The 18,545-nt window shown below is 71.4% G+C and carries 19 protein-coding genes, 1 tRNA gene and 1 pseudogene; 12 read left to right on the top strand and 9 right to left on the bottom strand.

Going from position 1 to position 18,545, the window contains the following annotated elements:
* Window positions 1–27 precede the first annotated feature (27 nt).
* Entirely contained in the window at window positions 28–465 is a 438-nt protein-coding gene (locus BIU89_RS10585; RefSeq protein ID WP_083404311.1) for an Rv3235 family protein, read from the bottom strand.
* Between the two features lie 118 nt (window positions 466–583).
* Between BIU89_RS10585 and BIU89_RS10580 the strand changes: the two genes are divergently transcribed.
* Window positions 584–2,083 carry a sensor histidine kinase gene (locus BIU89_RS10580; protein ID WP_027466510.1) on the top strand — a complete coding sequence of 500 codons (1,500 nt, stop codon included), beginning with the start codon at window positions 584–586 and terminating at the stop codon, window positions 2,081–2,083.
* Window positions 2,084–2,439: 356 nt separating this feature from the next.
* Here BIU89_RS10580 and BIU89_RS10575 read toward each other — a convergent pair whose 3' ends face one another.
* Window positions 2,440–2,688 carry a WhiB family transcriptional regulator gene (locus BIU89_RS10575; protein ID WP_017888820.1) on the bottom strand — a complete coding sequence of 83 codons (249 nt, stop codon included), beginning with the start codon at window positions 2,686–2,688 and terminating at the stop codon, window positions 2,440–2,442.
* Between the two features lie 261 nt (window positions 2,689–2,949).
* On the opposite strand from BIU89_RS10575, the gene BIU89_RS10570 reads away from it, so the two are divergent.
* Window positions 2,950–3,381 carry a hypothetical protein gene (locus BIU89_RS10570; RefSeq protein WP_035808873.1) on the top strand — a complete coding sequence of 144 codons (432 nt, stop codon included), beginning with the start codon at window positions 2,950–2,952 and terminating at the stop codon, window positions 3,379–3,381.
* 79 nt (window positions 3,382–3,460) lie between these two features.
* Here BIU89_RS10570 and bcp read toward each other — a convergent pair whose 3' ends face one another.
* Complete coding sequence (gene bcp, locus BIU89_RS10565) at window positions 3,461–3,931, bottom strand: thioredoxin-dependent thiol peroxidase (protein WP_027466512.1); 471 nt, start codon at window positions 3,929–3,931, stop codon at window positions 3,461–3,463.
* A gap of 95 nt (window positions 3,932–4,026) precedes the next feature.
* Between bcp and BIU89_RS10560 the strand changes: the two genes are divergently transcribed.
* Window positions 4,027–4,099 (top strand) — tRNA-Lys (locus tag BIU89_RS10560).
* Between the two features lie 105 nt (window positions 4,100–4,204).
* Here the strand turns inward: BIU89_RS10560 and BIU89_RS10555 are convergent.
* On the bottom strand, window positions 4,205–4,855 hold the full coding sequence (locus BIU89_RS10555) for a YigZ family protein (RefSeq protein WP_071246421.1): 651 nt from the start codon (window positions 4,853–4,855) through the stop codon (window positions 4,205–4,207).
* A gap of 101 nt (window positions 4,856–4,956) precedes the next feature.
* Here BIU89_RS10555 and BIU89_RS10550 point away from each other — a divergent pair, with 101 nt between their 5' ends.
* From BIU89_RS10550 to BIU89_RS10520, 7 genes are all read left to right on the top strand, one after another.
* The gene (locus BIU89_RS10550) at window positions 4,957–5,397 is read left to right on the top strand and encodes a hypothetical protein (RefSeq protein WP_051596928.1); all 441 of its coding nucleotides are present in this window, start codon (window positions 4,957–4,959) and stop codon (window positions 5,395–5,397) included.
* Entirely contained in the window at window positions 5,394–5,855 is a 462-nt protein-coding gene (locus BIU89_RS10545; RefSeq protein ID WP_071246418.1) for an ImmA/IrrE family metallo-endopeptidase, read from the top strand. The genes BIU89_RS10550 and BIU89_RS10545 overlap by 4 nt, the downstream gene beginning before the upstream one ends.
* A complete protein-coding gene (locus BIU89_RS10540; RefSeq protein WP_071246416.1) occupies window positions 5,852–6,778 on the top strand; it encodes a hypothetical protein in 927 nt (308 codons plus the stop codon). Before BIU89_RS10545 ends, BIU89_RS10540 begins: the two co-directional genes overlap by 4 nt.
* Before the next feature lie 162 nt (window positions 6,779–6,940).
* Window positions 6,941–7,153 (top strand): SCO4848 family membrane protein, encoded by a 213-nt coding sequence (locus BIU89_RS10535; RefSeq protein ID WP_071246414.1) that lies wholly within the window; start codon window positions 6,941–6,943, stop codon window positions 7,151–7,153.
* Window positions 7,154–7,201: 48 nt separating this feature from the next.
* The gene (locus tag BIU89_RS10530; protein WP_071246412.1) at window positions 7,202–7,879 is read left to right on the top strand and encodes a response regulator transcription factor; all 678 of its coding nucleotides are present in this window, start codon (window positions 7,202–7,204) and stop codon (window positions 7,877–7,879) included.
* Window positions 7,880–7,970: 91 nt separating this feature from the next.
* The gene (locus tag BIU89_RS10525; protein ID WP_071246410.1) at window positions 7,971–9,272 is read left to right on the top strand and encodes a sensor histidine kinase; all 1,302 of its coding nucleotides are present in this window, start codon (window positions 7,971–7,973) and stop codon (window positions 9,270–9,272) included.
* A 49-nt stretch (window positions 9,273–9,321) separates the two neighbouring features.
* Window positions 9,322–9,978 (top strand): PepSY domain-containing protein, encoded by a 657-nt coding sequence (locus BIU89_RS10520; RefSeq protein ID WP_175475003.1) that lies wholly within the window; start codon window positions 9,322–9,324, stop codon window positions 9,976–9,978.
* A 24-nt stretch (window positions 9,979–10,002) separates the two neighbouring features.
* On the opposite strand, the gene BIU89_RS10515 is transcribed toward BIU89_RS10520, so the two are convergent.
* Both BIU89_RS10515 and BIU89_RS10510 read right to left on the bottom strand, forming a co-directional pair.
* Window positions 10,003–10,302: a hypothetical protein gene (locus BIU89_RS10515; protein WP_139178965.1), complete on the bottom strand. Its 300-nt coding sequence runs from the start codon at window positions 10,300–10,302 to the stop codon at window positions 10,003–10,005.
* 77 nt (window positions 10,303–10,379) lie between these two features.
* Window positions 10,380–11,912 carry an amino acid permease gene (locus BIU89_RS10510; RefSeq protein ID WP_071246404.1) on the bottom strand — a complete coding sequence of 511 codons (1,533 nt, stop codon included), beginning with the start codon at window positions 11,910–11,912 and terminating at the stop codon, window positions 10,380–10,382.
* A 138-nt stretch (window positions 11,913–12,050) separates the two neighbouring features.
* Here BIU89_RS10510 and BIU89_RS10505 point away from each other — a divergent pair, with 138 nt between their 5' ends.
* On the top strand, window positions 12,051–13,214 hold the full coding sequence (locus BIU89_RS10505; RefSeq protein ID WP_035808876.1) for a mechanosensitive ion channel family protein: 1,164 nt from the start codon (window positions 12,051–12,053) through the stop codon (window positions 13,212–13,214).
* Between the two features lie 124 nt (window positions 13,215–13,338).
* On the opposite strand, the gene BIU89_RS10500 is transcribed toward BIU89_RS10505, so the two are convergent.
* Window positions 13,339–13,527: a hypothetical protein gene (locus BIU89_RS10500; protein WP_027466522.1), complete on the bottom strand. Its 189-nt coding sequence runs from the start codon at window positions 13,525–13,527 to the stop codon at window positions 13,339–13,341.
* 93 nt (window positions 13,528–13,620) lie between these two features.
* Here BIU89_RS10500 and BIU89_RS10495 point away from each other — a divergent pair, with 93 nt between their 5' ends.
* Window positions 13,621–14,772: an SLC13 family permease gene (locus BIU89_RS10495; protein WP_071246425.1), complete on the top strand. Its 1,152-nt coding sequence runs from the start codon at window positions 13,621–13,623 to the stop codon at window positions 14,770–14,772.
* Window positions 14,773–14,817: 45 nt separating this feature from the next.
* Here the strand turns inward: BIU89_RS10495 and BIU89_RS10490 are convergent, their stop codons facing one another.
* Together BIU89_RS10490 and BIU89_RS10485 are read right to left on the bottom strand one after the other, a co-directional pair.
* Complete coding sequence (locus tag BIU89_RS10490; RefSeq protein WP_071246402.1) at window positions 14,818–15,789, bottom strand: magnesium transporter CorA family protein; 972 nt, start codon at window positions 15,787–15,789, stop codon at window positions 14,818–14,820.
* Between the two features lie 84 nt (window positions 15,790–15,873).
* Window positions 15,874–18,545: pseudogene (locus BIU89_RS10485) on the bottom strand (hypothetical protein); the annotation flags it as partial.

Genomic DNA, 18,545 nt, shown 5'->3' with positions numbered 1-18,545 from the left:
CGGGCCTCCCGTCCGTCCGCCGCCCGGCTACAGGACCCCGATCGCGGTCGCCTGCCAGCGTCCGTGTCGCTCTTCGAGTCGCATGGCGACCGCTCGCGCGTGACTGCGCGTGTGCACGACCACCGTCGCCTCGGCGACGCCCGCCGCGGGGCGGCACACCAGGACGCTGCCGACCCGGAGCACCGGGCGCCCGCGTGCCCGCCGACCGGAGCCCCGCGCGTGCGCTGCCACCGCGGCCCGCTGCTGCAGGTGCCGCTGCACGTCGTCGCTGATCCACCGGGCGATGCTGTCGACCTCCCGCGCGCCGGTGAGCACCTCGGCGACGCAGAGCCCGAGCGCTCGTGCCGTCGTTGCCGGGTCCGGGGGACCGGTCGCCGTGGTGGGTTCGGGCGGCGGTTCGACGATCCGCAACGGCGGTGGGTGCGTCGTCGTGCCGTGATCGATGCGGCGTGCCTGCTCTGCCACCCCTGCCCCTTCCGTCGTTGGAGCGAGCGTATGGGGCGTGCAACATGCAAAATACGAACCGTTCCACCCTGTGGAGAGGGCGACGTTCTCCACAAGGCGTCGGACCTAGACTGGCTGGGTGTCGACCCTCAGTGACCTCGTCCTCGCGCAAGGCCGTTCCTCGGAAGCAGACGTGGAGTGGCTCCACCTGCTCGTGGGGGACTGGCAGCTCCTCGCCGACCTGTCGTTCGCCGACATGGTGCTCTGGGTCCCGACGGCCGAGGACGGCTCGTTCGTGGCCGTCGCACACGCCCGGCCGAGCTCCGCGGCGACGCTGTTCTACCGCGACATCGTCGGACAGGAGATCCGCGAGGAGTGGCGCGGCCAGGTGACCGAGAGCTTCGCCGGGTCACGGGTCGTCGACTCCGCCGAGCCGGACTGGTACGAGGACACCCCGACCCGCGTCCGCGCGATCCCGGTGCTCCGCCGCCTGAGCGCGAAGAGCGCCGAGACCACCGAGCGGCCGATCGCGGTCGTCACCCGGCACTCCAACCAGGACGAGATGCGGACCCCGAGCCGCCAGGAGCTCAACTTCACCGCGAGCGCGAACGACCTGTTCGGCATGATCGCCACCGGTGACTTCCCCGACCTCGGTGCGCCGGCGGGCCCCCGTCGTGGTGCGCCCCGTGCCAGTGACGGCCTGCTGCGCCTCGACACCGCCGGCATCGTCACGTTCGCGAGCCCGAACGGCCTGAGCGCGTTCAACCGCATGGGCTTCGAGGGGGAACTCGAGCGGAAGTCCCTCGCCGAGGTCACCACCGAGCTCATCGGCGCCCAGCTCGACGTCGACGAGTCCCTGCCGCTCGTCGTCACCGGCCGTGCACCGTGGCGGGCGGACATCGAGTCGAAGGGCGTCACGGTGTCGCTCCGCTCGATCCCGCTCCGCGACCACGGTGAGCGCATCGGTGCCATCGTGCTCTGCCGCGACGTGTCCGAGCTGCGGCACCAGGAGCGCGAGCTCATCACCAAGGACGCCACGATCCGCGAGATCCACCACCGCGTGAAGAACAACCTGCAGACGGTGGCGTCCCTGCTGCGGATCCAGGCGCGTCGCACGCACTCGGACGAAGCGCGGACCTCGCTGCAGAACGCCATGCGCCGCGTCGCCGCCATCGCCGTCGTGCACGACACCCTGTCGAGCGGCCTCAGCCAGACGGTGGACTTCGACGAGGTGTTCGACTCGGTGCTCAAGCTCGTCACCGAGGTCGCCGCGTCGCACAACACGACCGTGCACCCGAAGAAGACCGGCGAGTTCGGGGTGCTGCCGTCCGAGGCCGCAACGCCCCTCGCCCTCGGCCTCACCGAGCTCGTGACGAACGCCGTCGAGCACGGGCTGGACGGCCGTGACGGCGAGGTCGAGATCGTCGCGCGCCGCTTCGACGACCACCTGGAGATCGAGGTCCGCGACAACGGCGTGGGGCTCCCCGAGGGCAAGGTCGGTTCGGGCCTCGGCACGCAGATCGTCCGCACGCTCATCCAGGGCGAGCTCGGCGGCACCATCGACTGGCACACCCTGACGGGCAGCGGCACCGAGGTGACGATCACCATCCCGTTCCGCTGGTTGACCGCCCCCGCCTGACGCCGCCCAGCGGGTGGCGCGCTCGTCGTCTGCACAACCGAAGTGCATCCGCGCCCTGCGCTCGTGTGGCGCGGGTTCGCTTTGGTCGTGTCCGCCGACGGCCAGCCCTGCGGACTCCGTCGCAGCTCGCGACGCGACCGCCTGGAGGCGCGGCGGCTGCACGGCGGACCGGCAGCGGGCCTCCAGGCGGTTGCGCGAACGTCCGCACAACCAAAATGCATCCGCACAAGCCGATCACGTGGCGCGGACGCATTCTGGTTGTGCGCAGCTGCGCTGCGCCGCGCCCGCCCCGCGCGCACGACGACGCCCGCCGCCCCCGAGGGGACGACGGGCGTCGTGGTGTCAGACGACCGGGGTCAGGACGCGCGGCGAGCGCGGGCGGCGCGGCGCTTCAGGGCACGACGCTCGTCCTCGCTGAGACCACCCCAGACACCCGAGTCCTGGTTGTTCTCGAGCGCGTACTGCAGGCACATCTCGGTGACCGTGCAACGCGCACAGACCGACTTGGCCTTCTCGATCTGGTCGACGGCGGGCCCGGTGTTCCCGACGGGGAAGAAGAGCTCGGGGTCTGCGGTGAGGCAGGCAGCCTTGTCACGCCAGTCCATGTGTGGTGCTCCTTGATGTCGATGCTCGAACGGCAGGCCGGGGCCGTGGTTCGGGGGATCGGAACGCTGACCATGCATGCGGCATGGAGGGGACAACTGTGGGGAGGAGTCCGCAGGAAGCGTGTCTGACGCCCGCGAGACGCTCGGGGGAGGAGCGATGAACCACGGGAGACGCACACCACATCGTGCCGTCCAAACGACCTCCAATATCGTTCCATACTGGTAGGGCCAAATCAAGGGTTCCGATGCTGGAGGATCACTGTGCACGACGACACCCCGAACGACACCGATCCCTCCGCACCCGTCGCGCGCCGGTCGCCGGCGATGCTGGGGTTGCTCGCCGTGGTCGGCCTCGAGTTCCTCGCGCTGGTGGTGGTGACGGTCGTCCTGGTGGTCGAACTGCTCGTCGCCCCGGCCACGAGCATCGCCTCCGGCATCGCCCTCACGGTCCTCGTCGCCATCGCCGCGCTCTGGCTCGGTGCGCTGCTGAACGGCCTGTGGCAGGGCCGGGCCTGGGTGCGTTCCGGCATCATCGTCTGGCAGGTGCTGCAGGGCGCCATCGCGATCGGGGCGTTCCAGGGCGTCTTCCGGGTCGCCGCGGTCGGCTGGTTGCTGCTCGTCCCGGCCCTGCTCGGCATCACGCTGGTGCTGTCGCGGTCGGTGACGGCCGCGCTCGCGCGTCCGGCCGAGTAGGCGGTCTGGTCCGCCACACACCGGAGGCCCGGTGCCGGTTCCGAGAACCGGCACCGGGCCTCCAGTGCGTGGCCGGTCCTCAGACCAGGCCGAGCTTCTTCCGCAGGCTCGCCACGTGACCGGTCGCCTTGACGTTGTAGAGCGGCAGCTGCACGGTGCCGTCCTCGTCGACCACGATCGTGGACCGGATCGTGCCGGTGACGATCTTGCCGTAGTTGTTCTTCTCGCCCCAGGCCGCATAGGCCTTGTGCACGGCGAGGTCGGGGTCGCTCAGCAGCGGGAAGGTCAGCGCCTGCTCGTGCTGGAACGTCTTGAGCTTCGCCTGCTCGTCCTTCGAGACGCCGAGGACCTCGTAGCCGGCGGCCTGCAGCGACGACATGTTGTCGCGGAAGTCGCAGGCCTCGGTGGTGCAGCCCGGGGTGGACGCCGCCGGGTAGAAGTACACGATGACCTTCTTGCCACGAAGGGCAGCCAGGGAGTGCTCCACACCGTCCTGGTCGGGCAGCGTGAAGTCGGGGGCGGTGTCGCCGGGGACGAGACGGTCGGTCATGGTGCTCCTGTTCGCGTCGTGCGCCCACGAGTGGTCGTGGGCGCGCGAAACCCATGCTATTGTTGATTCCCGTTGCGGCACGGAAGCCGGAACATGCACCTCTAGCTCAATTGGCAGAGCAACTGACTCTTAATCAGTGGGTTCTCGGTTCAAGTCCGAGGGGGTGCACCGCAGGACGAACGCCCCGGCTCATCGAGTCGGGGCGTTCGTGCGTTCCGGGCAGGTTTCCACCCCGAAGCGGAGACACGCCCGAGGTGTGCAGGGACCGCGGATTCAGTCGGCGGGGACGTCGACGATCCGCTCCTCGCCGATGACGGGTTCGAGCGAACCGGCCGACGCGGCGGCGAGGTCGGCTGTCAGGGCGCCGAGCGCCTCGTGGGGGACCCACACCTCGAAGGTCGCCGCCTGCCCGTACTCGGTCGGGCCGAGCGTCGCGTGGTGGTGCCGGACCCAGTCGCGCAGCACGTTGTCGAGCCGCCCGGCGTCGGCGTGGTCGACGTCGAAGCGCACCTGCGTCAGGGCCTCGCGGCGGACGAGGACCGCCGTGTCGAGCGCCTCGGACACCGAGGTCGAGTAGGCCCGGACCAGTCCGCCGGCACCGAGCTTCACCCCGCCGAAGTACCGCGTGACGACCGCGACGACGTCGGTCAGGCCGCGGCGTCGCAGGACCTCGAGCATCGGGACGCCCGCGGTGCCGGAGGGTTCCCCGTCGTCCGAGGAACGGGCCTGGTCCCCGAGCACGCCGGTGACCATCGCCGTGCAGTTGTGCCGGGCGTCCCAGTACCGCCGCCGGACCTCGGCGATCACGCGGTCGGCGTCCTCGACGCCGGAGACCGGCGCGACGGTGGTGATGAAGCGCGACTTCGTGATCACGATCTCGTGCTCGACCGGTGCCGCGACGGTGGCGGGGAAGCGGCGGGGCATGCCCACGAGGGTAGCGGCGCGCGTACCGGGCACCCGCGCTAGCATGGCGTCCACGCGCCGGACCCACACTTCGCGCGGAGACGGCTGGGGAGGAGTCCGACATGGACACGGGTGATCTGAAGGGCGGGGCGCTCGACGCCGCCGAGCTCGCGCGCCGCCTCAACCTGCTCCTCGACTTCGAGGAGTCCCAGCGTGGCGCCCCGGTGCCGTTCTCCTCGATCGAGGAGTACGTCGCGGCCCACGGTGGGTCGCTGTCGCGGGCGAAGTGGACCTACATGCTCTCCGGCGACGGTCGCCGCAACCGCGACACCGAGCTCCTGCGCCTGCTGGCCGGGTACTTCGAGGTCGACGAGCGCTTCCTGCTCGAGGACAGCGAGGTACCGGAACGGATCGGTGCCCAGCTCGCCCTCGTCCGGTCCCTGCGCTCCGCCCGCGTGAGCGGCTTCGCGGCCCGGACCTTCCCCGGTGAACTCTCACCCGACGCGCTGCGGCGCATCGCCGAGGTGCTCGAGGAGGAATCGCAGCGGGGGAGTGTCGCATGACCGACGCCCTCGTCGAGGCGTTCTGGGCTCGTGGTGCCGCCGAGGGGTGGTCGGACGTCGACCAGGCCGTCGCCGCCGCCGCTGACGTCGTCGGCAAGCCGATCGTGGTGCGCGAGGAGTCGTTCCTGGCCACCGAGCCCGTGTGCGGTTTCGTGGCCACGCTCGAGCACGCGCACCTCGTGATGATCTCACCGACGGCCTCGCCGACGTTCCGGTCGTTCGTCATCGGCCACGAGCTCGGGCACGTCCTGCACCGGCACCAGGAGCACGCCCCGCAGAGCGCGTACATCCGCGACGTCATCCCCGACCTGCCCGAGTACAAGGTCGAGCGTGCGCTGGCCCGGGGCATGTTCTCGAACACCTACGAGCACGAGGCCGAGGTCTTCGCCGACCGTCTGGCCACCGTGATCCGCCAGCACCGCGGCCGCCCGAGCGCCTTCCGAGGGGTCTTCGGGTGATCATCGCCGTCGTCCAGGCGGTGCTGCTCATCGTCGGGACGATCGTGCTGCTGGTCCTGCAACGCGGGCAGGACCGCACGCTGGCGTTCACGTTCCTGCTCTTCGCCGCCACCATCGTGACGAACGTCGACCCGCTGTACCGGTGGCTCGACCCGCTGCTCGGCGGGTACAACGTCGTGACCGTCGTCAGCGACTGCCTCATGGTGGCAGGCACGAGCACGCTGCTGTGGGGCGTGGCGAAGGCGGTCGGTGCTGCGCGGCCCTGGCTCCGGAACGCGGTCGTGGTGTCCTTCGCCGTGGTCGTCGTGGTGGTCGTCGTCGCGTTCACCGTGCTCGACAAGCCCGCGACCACGACGACCTTCATGCTCGACGCCGGCTCCCACCCGGCGGCCACCGTCTACTCGATCGCGCAGACCGTCTACCTCGGAGTCGCCCTCGGCGCGACGGGGTTCATCTGCGTGCTCCGGCTCCGCGAAGCCCGGACGACCACCGACCTGGTGGGGCTGTGGGTCCTGGTCCTCGGTGGGGTGCTCGGGGTCGTGCGCATGGTCGTGGTCGTCGTGATGGACGTCGCCCACGTCGCCGGTGACCTCGACGTCACGCACGCGCTCTCGCTGCCCTACGACGTCACCACGCCGGGAGCCGTGCTGTGCGTGGCATCCGGCATGCTGCTGCTCGTCGTCGGCCACCGGGTCTCCCGCCGGCGCCGGGCCCGCCGCGTGGACGATGCGCTGCGCCGCCTGGCGCCGCTGCACGAACGGATCGGGGTGGACAACGCCTACCCGCCGACCGACGACCCCGCGACCGGGCTCAGTCGCCGCATCGTCGAGATCAACGACGGCGTCCGGCGTGCGCGGGCGTCACTGTCCGACGCCGAGCGTGCCGCCCTCGCCGACGCCGAGGCCGCGCTCGAGACCGCGTAGTCCCTCGACGCTGCCGGACAGGCCGTGTAGAGTCTGTAGCAGGTGCTACAGATCCTGTGGCCTGCCGGGTCGGGACTCGGCCGCGTTGGGGGCGGCCGAGCACCACCCGCCCGGCATCGCGGCACCAGCATCGTCGAGACCGGCGTTCAGTAGGATCGTCCCGTGCTCGTCTTCGCCGCAGTCGTCCTGTTCATCGGCGCCGTCTTCAACGTCGTCGCCTGGCCGCGCTTCTTCCAGCGCGTCGCGAAGGACTCTCGTGCCCGCGACGCCGCCGGCAAGCCGACGACCTTCTACACGGTGCACCTCGTGCTCCTGCTCATCGCGCTCGCGATCGCCGTCGCGTCGGTGATCGCAGGGATCCTGCTGCTGGTCTGAGCCGGCCGCTTCAGCCCTGCTTCAGCGGGGCACGGCAGGATCGACCCCATGCGGGTGCTGGTGGTCGACGACGAGGTCCGGCTCGCCGACGGCGTACGCCGCGGCCTCGAGGCCGAGGGGTGGGCGGTCGACGTCGCGAACGACGGCGTGGACGGTCTGTGGCACGCGCGTGAGTTCCGCTACGACGCGATCGTGCTCGACCTGATGATGCCGGGCCTGAGCGGCTGGGCCGTGTGCGCGCAGCTCCGCGCCGACGGCGACTGGACCCCCGTGCTCATGCTGACCGCCAAGGACGGCGAGTGGGACCAGGTCGAGGCGCTCGACGCGGGGGCCGACGACTACGTCACCAAGCCGTTCTCGCACCCGGTGCTCGTCGCACGGCTCCGGGCGCTCGTCCGACGGGGTGCCCGCGAGCGCCCCACCGTGCTGACCCTCGGCGACCTGGTCGTCGACCCCGCGGCGCGCACCGTGGCCCGGGGCGAGACCCCCGTCGAGCTGACCAGCCGCGAGTTCGCCGTGCTCGAGTACCTCGCACGGCACCCGGGACAGGTCCGGTCGAAGCGCGACGTCATCGAGAACGTCTGGGACGTCGACTTCGAGGGCGACCCGAACATCGTCGAGGTGTACATCGGACACCTCCGCCGGAAGCTCGACCGGCCGTTCGGGCGTGCCGCGATCGAGACGGTCCGTGGCGCCGGGTACCGCTTGGCGGCGGACGGTGGCTGAGCGGCCGGTCAACCCCCGTGCGAGCGGGCCCGCACGAAGCAGGCCACGGCGCCCCCGGTCGGTCCGTGCCCGCACCACCCTCGGCGCCGGGGTGGTCGTCCTCGCGGCCCTGGTCCTCGGCGCCGTAGCGTTCGTCGTCGTGCTGCGGCTCGTGCTGCTCGACGGCGTGCGGACCTCGGCCGAGGCCGGTCTCGAGCAGGTGTCCTCGCGGGTCGAGACGGACGGTGCGGCCGCGGTGACCGGCTACGAGGACGTCCTGGTGCAGGTGATCGGCGACGGCGGGGCGGTCCTGGCGCACGGCGAGGACGCCGACGGCGCCGCCCTGCCCACCGCCGACGAGTCCCGGTGGACCCACGACGGCGAACGCTGGCTGCTCGTGGCGGACGACGTGGACCTGCCCGGCGGCGGTGAGGCGACGCTCGTCTACGGCACCACGCTCGACCAGGCCGACACGGCGGTCCGCACCGCCGTCGTGCTCCTCGCCGTCGGGGTGCCCGTGCTGGTGCTCGTGCTGGTCGCGGTCACCTGGGCCGTCACCGGTCGCTCGCTGCGGCCCGTGGAGCAGATGCGCACCGAGGTCGAGACGATCCGAGCGGCCCGTCCCGACGCCCGGGTCGAGGTGCCGGACACCGGCGACGAGGTCGCCCGGCTCGCGAGCACCATGAACGCCATGCTCGACCGCCTCGAACTCTCCGCCGCGAGCCAGCGGCGCTTCGTGTCCGACGCCTCCCACGAACTCCGGTCGCCGATCGCGTCGATCCGGCAGCACGCCGAGGTCGCCGTCGCGCACCCGGAGCGGACCGAGGCGGCCGACCTCGCCGACGTCGTCCGGTCCGAGGCGGTGCGCCTGCAGGACCTGGTCACCGGGCTGCTCGAGCTCTCCCGCCTCGACGAGGGTGGGATCCGCACGCGGCGCCCCGTCGACCTCGACGACCTGGCGTTGGACGCGGTGGCCCGCGCGCGAGCACGGTCGACGGCCGGTGACGCGCCCGCGCGCGACGGCGACGCCCCGGCGGTCCGGGTGGACGGCTCGGCGATCTCGGCAGCGCGGGTCCTCGGCGACGAGCGCGTGCTGGCAGGGGTGGTCCGGAACCTCGTCGACAACGCCGTCCGGCACGCGAGCACACGCGTCGCCGTGTCGCTCACCGAGCACGACGGGTCCGCGGTGCTCACGGTCGACGACGACGGCACCGGCGTCCCCGAGGACGAGCGCGAGCGCGTCTTCGAGCGGTTCGTCCGTCTCGACGAGGCCCGCAGCCGGGACGCCGGTGGCGCGGGGCTCGGCCTCGCCATCGTCCGCGACGCCGTGCGGGCGCACGGCGGCGACACGACCGTGGTCACGTCCCCGCTCGGTGGCGCGCGGTTCGTCGTCCGCATCGCACTCGGCGGCTGAACAGGCGGCTTCAGGGCTGCTTCAGCACCCCGACGCGATGCTCGTCCACATGAACTTCCGCACCCAGCACCAGAAGCCCTCCGCCCGCCGCATCGCCGCGTTCGCCGCCCTGCCGATCGTCGCGGCGCTCGCACTCACCGGTTGCGCCAGCGACGACTCCGACGACGACACCGGCTCGGCCGGCTCCGGCTCGGTCGGCTCGTCGGCGACGGACTCGTCGGGCTCCGGTTCGTCGTCGTCCGGTGCGTCCGGCGTCGCGTCCACCGGCTCGAACACGGCCCTGCTCGCAGCGGTCGCCACCGCACGCGGCGAGGTCGGCTCGGGCACCGTCATCTCGGTCGAGCAGGAGCAGGGCGCCTCCGCCTACGAGGTCCTGGTCGTGACGAAGGACGGCACCGAGCACGAGGTGCACACGAACGCCAACGGCACCTCGGTCGTCGGCACCCCGCAGACCGAGGCCGCCGACGCGGACGACAAGGCCGAGCACGAGCGCTTCGTCGCCGCCGCCGACCTGAGCGTCAAGCAGGCCGTCGACGCCTTCCAGGACCTGCACGCGGGGACCGTGACCGAACTCGGACTCGACGACCACGTCGGCGCGGTGGTCTGGGAGGGCAACGTGCTCGACTCGTCCGGCACCAAGCACAGCGTGCGCATCGACGCCGGCTCCGGTGACGTCGTCACCGACCGCGTCGACACCGACGACTGACCCGGGCACCCGGCACCGGCGTCCTCAGGACTCCAGCGGCGGGCCGAGCACCTTCCGGATCGCCAGCGAAGCGAGCTGCTCGTCCGGGGTGTCGAGCAGCACCCGGTAGGTGTCCTGCCCGGCGAGGAACTCGACGCAGACGGCGTCTTCGTCGCACGGTCCGAGGCGCCACCCCTGCACCGCGTCCATCGGCACCGTCGTGCGCGTCTCGCGCTGGTAGTCGGTCTCGGCCTCGAGACGATCCGGGAACACCCGGAGGCGTCCGTAGGCACCTCGCCAGCTGAGCTGCAGGTCGAGGGTGGGAGAAACAGAGCGGTCCGGCACCCGCTGATGGTAGCGACGGGTGCCGGACCGCTCGTGTTCGGCGCTGGGGGCCTTGCGTTCCGGGGACAAGCGGAGCGCTAGCTCCCGTCGCCGTCGCGCCGTACCGAGGCGGCGGGGTCGCGGACACCGATCGGGTAGGGGCCCGTGACGCCCTCGCGCAGGGCGGCGATGCGCAGGATGCGGTCACGCTGCAGGAACCACCCGACGACGAGCAGCGGGATGATGATGACGAGCGACGCGATCGTGTACGTGCCGACCGGGTAGTCGATCGCCATCAGGACGATGACCGAGGCGAGGAACGCCAGGGTCAGCCAGGCGGTGACCGGTGCCCCGGGGAGCTTGAAGGAGGGTTCCTTCGCGAGCCCCTGCTTGGCCCACTGGCGCAGCCGCATCTGGCACAGGATGATCGTGCCCCACGCGGTGATGATGCCGAGGCTGGCGATGTTCAGCGCGATCTCGAACGCCTGGCTGGGCACGAAGTAGTTCAGCACGACGCCCGCGACGGTGAACGCCGCGGTGAGCAGGATGCCGGCGTAGGGGACGCCGCCCTTCGACATCTTCGTGGTCCACTTCGGCGCCGAACCGTTCATCCCCATCGAGTGGAGCGCACGTCCGGTGGAGTACAGGCCGGCGTTCAGGGACGACAGGGCCGCGGTGAGCACGACGAAGTTCATGATGCCGCCGACGATCGCGCCGACGTGCGGGTTGCCGAGCGACGAGAAGAACGTCACGAAGGGGCTCTCGCCCTCCTTGTAGGCCGTGTACGGCAGCAGCAGGGAGAGCAGGACGATCGACCCGACGTAGAAGACCGCGATGCGGAAGACCACGGAGTTGATCGCGCGCGGGATGACCTTCTCGGCGTTCTGCGTCTCACCCGACGCGGTGCCGACGAGTTCGATCGCGGCGTAGGCGAAGACGACACCCTGGATCACGATGACCGCGGGGAGCAGCCCGTTCGGGAACAGCCCGCCGTTGTCACCCCAGATCGAGAAGCCGGTCCGGACGGCCTCGCCACCGGCCTCGACCGGGAACGCGAAGACGAGCCAGATGATCGCGACGACGAGGAACGTCACCAGTGCGGCGACCTTGATCAGGGCGAACCAGAACTCGAGCTCACCGAACACCTTCACGGCGACCATGTTCGCCGCGAGGACGACGACCAGGGCGATCAGCGCCAGCAGCCACTGCGGCGCCGCGGTGAAGGCCGACCAGTACTGCAGGTAGATCGCGACGGCGGTGGTGTCGACGATCGAGGTCATCGCCCAGTTCAGGAAGTACATCCAGCCCGCGGCGTACGCGAACTTCTCGCCGTAGAACTCGCGGGCGTACGAGATGAACGACCCCGAGGACGGGCGGTGCAGCACCAGCTCGCCCAGGGCCCGCAGGATGAAGAAGGCGAAGATCCCGGCGACCAGGTAGGTCAGCGCGAGCGCGGGGCCCGCGGTGTGCAGGCGTCCACCGGCACCGAGGAAGAGGCCGGTGCCGATCGCGCCGCCGATCGCGATCATCTGCAGTTGCCGGGGCTTCAGACCGTGCTGGTAGCCCTCCTGCTCGTGCGAGAAGTCGTTCGCCGGCGCTCGGTTGCCACCCGTGTCGTTCTGCGCTGTCATGCGAGAGAACCTACATGCGCACCGGACCGGGCCGTCACGCAAACCCCGGTTCGGTCGAACCGCAGCTGCTGAACGTCCACACAGCCGACGGTGGCCCGATCCTGAACGACGACCGTCGTCCGTTGCTTGCATGGAGGGATGGACATCCTCCTCCGACTCCTCGTCGCGATCGGGTTCGCCCTGCTCGTCACCGCCGTCGTCGCCCTCGTCCTGCACCTGGTCCTCCGGGCGATCGCGCGCCGGGAACGCTGGGCCGGCGTGCTCTCGCGACGGACGAAGCACCCGTTCCGCACCGTGCTGCTGGTGGTCCTGCTCTGGATCGCCTTCACGTCGAGCATCCCGCGGAACGCCGACGCCTACCCGTGGCGCGACGAGGTCGCGCACGCCTTCCTCATCGTCACGATCGCGACCGGGTGCTGGCTGGCGTGCCAGGTCGCGATCTTCCTCGAGGACCTGGGGCTGCACCGCTTCCGCATCGACGTGCCCGACAACCGGCAGGCGCGTCGCATCCGCACCCAGGTGCTCATCATCCGGCGGCTCACCGTCGCCGTGCTCGTCATCATCGCGGTCGGCGCGATCCTGCTGACCTTCGACGGGGTCGAGGCGGCCGGTGCGAGCGTGCTCGCCAGCGCCGGCCTCATCTCCGTGGTCGCGGGCCTCGCCGCGCAGTCCACGCTCGGCAACGTGTTCGCCGGCATGCAGCTGGCGTTCTCCGGGTCGATCCGGGTGGACGACGTCGTCGTGGTCGAGCAGCAGTGGGGCCGGATCGAGGAGATCACCCTGACCTACGTCGTCGTGCACCTGTGGGACGACCGTCGGTTCGTGCTGCCGTCGACGTACTTCACGAGTACGCCGTTCGAGAACTGGACGCGGACCGGCAGTGAGCTGCTCGGCGCCGTGGAGTTCGACCTCGACTGGCGGGTGAGCCCGGCCGACATGCGCGCGGAGCTAGACCGGATCCTCGACACCTCGACGATCTGGGACCGCCGGGTCAAGGTGCTCCAGGTCACGGACGCCGTCGGGGGACTCGTCCGGGTCCGCATCCTCGTGACCGCACCCGATGCCGGTGGCCTGTTCGACCTCCGCTGCTACGTCCGCGAGGAGATGGTCGAGTGGATCCAGCGCACCCACCCGGACGCCCTGCCGGTCCAGCGGGTGCAGCTCACCGAGCCGAGCGCGACGGCGCCGCGGCGACGCGGACGCCCGGCAGAGGGGGACTCGCAGCTGTTCGGCGACGACGAGCGCGGTGCGCTCTTCACCGGACCGATCCAGACCTCCGGCATCCCGGAGTCCGAGCGCTGACCCGGTGACGGGATCGGCGTGCCCTGCACGACCAGGACGACGAACGGGAGGCACGGTGCCAGCTGGCACCGTGCCTCCCCTTCGTCAGTCCGGTCGCGTCTGCGACCGCCTGCCGCGTCTGGTCCTACTGGCGCGCCTTGACCGCGCGGTCGTCCTCGACGACCGTGCCGATCGCCACGATCGTCGTGGCGAGCCACGCGACCCAGGTCAGCGCGAGCCGCCAGTCGCGCGGTCCCTGGCGGGTGGTCTGCAGCACGCTGTAGCCGCTGATGAGCGAACTCCACACCGCACCGTTGAACATGAACTTGCGCACAGAGGCCTCCTGTCGTCGTGCTGACAACGCTACCGGCCCGTACATTGGAGCGCCGCCGGTCACCCTGCCGCGGTGTCTGCCAGAGGAGTGTTCGTGCGTCAAGCGGTCATCGGAGCGGCCCTGCTCGTGGTCGGCGCGGTCTGCGTCGTGTTCGGGCTGCTGCCCCTCGACGACCTCGCCGTGCTCGCCGACCGGGTCCTGCCGGTCCTCGGGTTCGTGCTCGGACTGACCATCGTCGCCGAGCTGGCCGCGGACGCCGGAGTGTTCGACCGCCTCGCCGACGTCGCCGCCCGGGTCGGTGGCGGACGCACCATCGGGCTCTGGGGTGCGGTCGTCGTGCTCGCCGTGCTCTGCACCGTCTTCCTGTCGATCGACACCACCGCGGTGCTCCTCACCCCCATCGTCATCTCGCTCGCACGGCGTGTGGGACTGCCCCCGATGCCGTTCGCCCTGACCACGGTCTGGCTCGCGAACACCGCCTCGCTGCTGCTGCCGGTGTCGAACCTGACGAACCTGCTCGCCGTCGACCGGATGGGGCTCGGCGGCCCGCTGCCGTTCGCCGGACTGATGGCCTGGCCCGCGGTCGCCGGGGTGGTCGTGCCGTGCATCGTCCTGCTCGTGGTGTTCCGGGGCAAGCTGTTCGGCCGCTACTCGCCGGTGTCCGTCCGCACGCCGAGCGACCCCGTGTTCTTCTGGGCGGCCTCCGCCGTGCTCGTCGCGCTCGTCGTCGCCCTGACGGCCGGGGTGACCGTGTGGATCGCTGCGGTCCTGGCCGCCGTGGTGCTCGTCGTGGTCGCGGCGTTCCGGTCCCCGTCCGAACTCCGGGTGTCCCGAGTGCCGTGGTCGACCCTGCTGTTCGCCGCCGGGCTCTTCGTGGTGGTCGAGGCGCTGCACACGACGGGCATCACCGACCCGATCGTGCACGCGCTGCAGGGCGGCACCGGGACCGGCCCGCTGCTGCTGCTCGGCGGTGCGGGCGCGGTGGCGGCGAACGGCATCGACAACCTGCCGGCGTACCTGGTGCTCGAACCTGCCGCCGGGCACGAGGCCGTGCGGTACGCGGCCCTGCTCATCGGCGTGAACGCCGGCTGTCTCATCACCCCGTGGGCCTCGCTCGCGACGCTCCTGTGGCACGCGCGGCTGTCGGCCGAGGGCGTGCACCTGTCGTGGGGCCGGTACATGGCGCTCGGGTGCATCGTCGCGCCGCTCACCGTCGTCGCCGGGGTCCTGGCGCTCGCGCTCTGACGTCGGCGGGGCCTCGGACCGTTCGGGTGCCGGAGCCCTGCGCGCTCAGAGCCAGTCGCGGGTCTTGAACACGCGGTAGAGCACGAGCGACGACGCGGTGATGATCGCGAGTGACGCCCAGAGCCCGCTCCAGGCACCCTCGCCCGGGAACTCGACGTTCTGCCCGAAGAAGCTCGTCACCCCCGTCGGGATCGCGATGATCGCCGCCCAGCTGGTGACCTTCTTCATGACGGTGTTCTGCCGGTTCGACGCCAGGTTCAGGGTCGTGTCGAGCACGCTCGACACCGCGTCGCGCAGCTGTTCGACGGAGTCGGCGATCGAGACCAGGTGGTCCTCGACGTCGCGGAAGTACGGCCGGATGCCGTTCGAGATCGTCTCCGCGTCACCGTGCAGCAACGAGGCGACGCTGTCCCGCGTCGGGACGACCAGCCGCCGGAGCACCCCGAGGGTCTTGCGGAGCCGGAACGACCGCCGCTGGATCTGCTGCTCACGGGGGTCGCCCGGCTCGAACAGGTCGTCCTCGAGCGCGTCGATCTGCCGCTCCAGGTCCTCGACGGTGTCGGTGGCCCGGTCGACGACGGCGTCGAGCAGCGCCCAGACGAGCCAGGGCACGCCGTGTTCGGCGATGTCGGAGTTCGCGGTGAGCCGGTGCTCCATCGGGGTGGTGTCGACGTCGGACCCGTGGATCGTGACGAGCGCCCGTTCGGTGACGAAGGCCTTGACCTCGTGCGTGATCAGGTCGCCCTCGTCGTCCGTGCCGCCCACGTCGTAGACGACCAGGAACAGACTGTCCCGGTACCGGTCGAGCTTCGGCCGCTGTCCGTGCTCGACGGCGTCCTCGACCGCGAGCGCGTGGATGCCGAGCTCCTCCTCGATCTGCTCGAGGTCGGCCGACGTCGGGTCGGTGTAGTCGATCCAGACGAACGTGTCCGGATCGGCGACGAGGTCGGAGATCCGGTCGACGGGGAAGTCCCGCTCGACCGTGTCGCCCTTGCACCACGCCCGTGTCCTGACCATGCTCGTCAGCCTACTGAGACGGCCGACCCGGGAGATCCCGGGTCGGCCGTCGCGGTGTTGCGGAGCCGCTCAGTCGGCTCCTGCTCAGTAGGCGGAGACGAGCTTGCCGTCCTCCACCTTCAGGTACTGGTTCACATCGAAGGAATCCTCGCCGCGCTTCTTGTCACCGAGGTACGAGGTGTAGCTGTACGAGACGCTCCCGTCCTTCGTGCTCGTCACCATCACGGTGCCGGCGCGGGACGCCTCGACCTGCAGCTCGGGCTTCGACGTGACGTCGTACTGCACGCCCCCGTCGGCGTCGTAGGGCCCGTACCAGGGGCAACCGCTCAGGGCCCGGAGCTCGGTCTTCTCGGCGCAGTCGTCGATCAGGTCGGTCACGTACTGCTCGGCGTCCTGCTCGAGTGCCTTGGTCGCCTTCGGCGCGAAGTCGACGTAGCCGGACGTGGCCGTGCCCACGGAGACCTTCTCGGTGCCGCCGGTGAAGTACTTCGTCCCGCCGACCGAGACCTGGTAGGTGCCGGGGTAGGCGAGGGACGTGAACTTGCCCTCGCTGATCTTCCCGATCTCCTTGCCGCCGACGGTCACGGGTGCACCTTCGAGCACGTCGGAGGCCGTCAGGGTGACCTGCTGGGCGAGGGGCTGCGTGACACGCCACTCGTCCTTCACCAGGAACGAGGTGCCCGTGCGCCGCAACGACACCTGGCCGGAGCGGTTCTTGCCGTCCTGCGTGTAGCTCAGGGTGGCGATCGCGGTGTCACCGGTCCGGGCGACCCGGCCGACGCGGATGTCCGACGGGCGGTCCTTCGCGCTCCGGAGCACCTTCGAGTCGAGCATCGCGGCGTCGTCGGGGACCTCGCTCAGGTCGGCGGCGGTGTCGGCGTCACCGCTGGCGATGGCCTGGACGTAGGACTTGACGGTCGGGGCCGGACCCCACACGTTGGCGCGGAGGACGCTCGTCGTGACCGCGCCGGCGATGACGACGACGATCACGGCGCCGCCGGCGATGAGCGAACGGACCAGGATCTTCTTGGACCGCGGGGACATCGGTGCCGGAGCGGGGGCACCACCGCCGATGAACGGCTGCGACCCGTAGGCGGGTGGTGCGCCGTACGGGGGCTGCGTGCCGTAGGGCGGCTGCGACCCGTACGACGGCTGCGCGCCGGAGTTCGACTGCGGGCCGTCCGCGGGCTCCTGGCCGGACCCGGCCGGCGGGTACGGTGCCTGCTGGCCGTCGGCCGGGGGAGTGTTCCACGCGGCGGCGGCCGGAGCGTCGGCGGCGGCCGGAGCGCCGGCGGCGACAGGCGCGCCGGGCGCGGCGGGAGCACCGGGAGCGGACGGGTCGACGGGGGCGGTGGGTGCCACGGGGGCACCCGGACCGGCGACGGGCCCGGCCGGGAACGCCTGCGGCACGACGGGGCGGGGGTCCGCCCCGACCAGTCGCGACGTCCGGAGCACCGCGGCACCACCGAGGCGGGGCAGGAGCACCGGAGCGAGGTACCGGGCGACGACCTCGATCACGCCGCCCCACAGGGCGAAGACGATCGGCGTCCACGGCGCGACGCCGATCGACCCCGATGCGTCCACGGAGCTCGTGCTGCTCACCTGGTACGAGGCGACGCCGGTGCCGAGGACGAAGAAGAGCAGACCGAGTGCGAACCACACCAGCGGCGTGACGACCCAGTCGAGGGTGGTGCGGATCCGGTCGTTGCGGCGGACGGCGAGTGCGAGCCCGGCCACGACCGAGGTGACGACGACGAACAGCACGACCAGCCAGGTCCAGCCGCCGGCCCCACCGAACACCGAGGCGGTGTCGCTGGCGGACCCGAAGCCGGAGGTCCCCACACCACCGAAGAACCCCAGCGCGGTCAGCCCGACCGCGACGTTGCCGAGCAGCAGCGGCAACGCGGAGCCGAAGGACGGCTGGGCGATGACGGCGACGACGAGGACGACGAGGGCGACCAGCACGACGAGGACCGTGAGCTGCGACGCGGCGACACGCAGTGTGCCGAGCAGGCGGGCGGCGAAGACGTTGCCACCAGCGAGGACGGAGGGCCGGGCGAGGAGCGCGGCCAGGGCGCCGATGACGAACGCGCCGAGGATGCTCCCGACACCGACGGCGTGCACCGGCTCGATGACCGCGCCGGACACCGACGGGAACCGGATCGCGAACAGGGCGGCCGCGACGTTCGTGAGCACGGTCGTGACGAGGCCGGAGACCACCGCGGTGACGAGCACCTGCGTGCGACCGAGGCCACGCGTACGGATCCGGCGGGTGAGCACGACGGCCAGGACGACCTGCGCGGCGAGCACCAGCGCGGGCACCACGGCGAGCGAGCCCGAACCGGAACCGAGGAACCCGATGGACCCGGACAGGTGCAGACGGCCGAGGTCGGCGAGGGCCACGAGCTGCGCCGGCGCACCGAGCAGGACGCTCACGCCGGAGAGCAGGGACTCCACGTCGGGGGCCGAGCCCGCGCCGAGGTCGGTGCCGGACCCGGTGGACGGAGCGGCCGGACCGCTGCCGCCGGATGCGAGCAGGCCCACGGTGATGAGCAGTGAGAGCCCGGCGACGACGTACGCCGCGACCCAACCGCCGACGGCGGCGAGCACGGCCGCCAGCCAGTCGCGACCGGACACGGAGCGCAGGAAGCGACCGAACGCATCGGACGGCTGCGCGGCGGGGGCGGGCTGACCCGACCACTGCTGCGGGCCTCCCGGCTGCTGTTGCCAGGCGGACTGCGACGGCGGGACGGGCT

The sequence above is a fragment of the Curtobacterium sp. MCBA15_005 genome (genome assembly GCF_001864855.1).
Lineage (GTDB): Bacteria > Actinomycetota > Actinomycetes > Actinomycetales > Microbacteriaceae > Curtobacterium > Curtobacterium flaccumfaciens.
The sequence above is the reverse complement of the archived record's forward strand: the minus strand, read 5'-3'. Positions and strand labels throughout refer to the sequence as shown.

Bases quoted from the DNA above. Each gene is read 5' to 3' on its own strand.
- bcp (WP_027466512.1), bottom strand. From the start codon at position 3,931: ATGACCGACCGTCTCGTCCCCGGCGACACCGCCCCCGACTTCACGCTG.
- BIU89_RS10505 (WP_035808876.1), top strand. From the start codon at position 12,051: ATGGACATCCTCCTCCGACTCCTCGTCGCGATCGGGTTCGCCCTGCTC.
- BIU89_RS10545 (WP_071246418.1), top strand. From the start codon at position 5,394: ATGACCGACGCCCTCGTCGAGGCGTTCTGGGCTCGTGGTGCCGCCGAG.
- BIU89_RS10490 (WP_071246402.1), bottom strand. From the start codon at position 15,789: ATGGTCAGGACACGGGCGTGGTGCAAGGGCGACACGGTCGAGCGGGAC.
- BIU89_RS10555 (WP_071246421.1), bottom strand. From the start codon at position 4,855: ATGCCCCGCCGCTTCCCCGCCACCGTCGCGGCACCGGTCGAGCACGAG.
- BIU89_RS10575 (WP_017888820.1), bottom strand. From the start codon at position 2,688: ATGGACTGGCGTGACAAGGCTGCCTGCCTCACCGCAGACCCCGAGCTC.
- BIU89_RS10510 (WP_071246404.1), bottom strand. From the start codon at position 11,912: ATGACAGCGCAGAACGACACGGGTGGCAACCGAGCGCCGGCGAACGAC.
- BIU89_RS10530 (WP_071246412.1), top strand. From the start codon at position 7,202: ATGCGGGTGCTGGTGGTCGACGACGAGGTCCGGCTCGCCGACGGCGTA.
- BIU89_RS10550 (WP_051596928.1), top strand. From the start codon at position 4,957: ATGGACACGGGTGATCTGAAGGGCGGGGCGCTCGACGCCGCCGAGCTC.
- BIU89_RS10520 (WP_175475003.1), top strand. From the start codon at position 9,322: ATGAACTTCCGCACCCAGCACCAGAAGCCCTCCGCCCGCCGCATCGCC.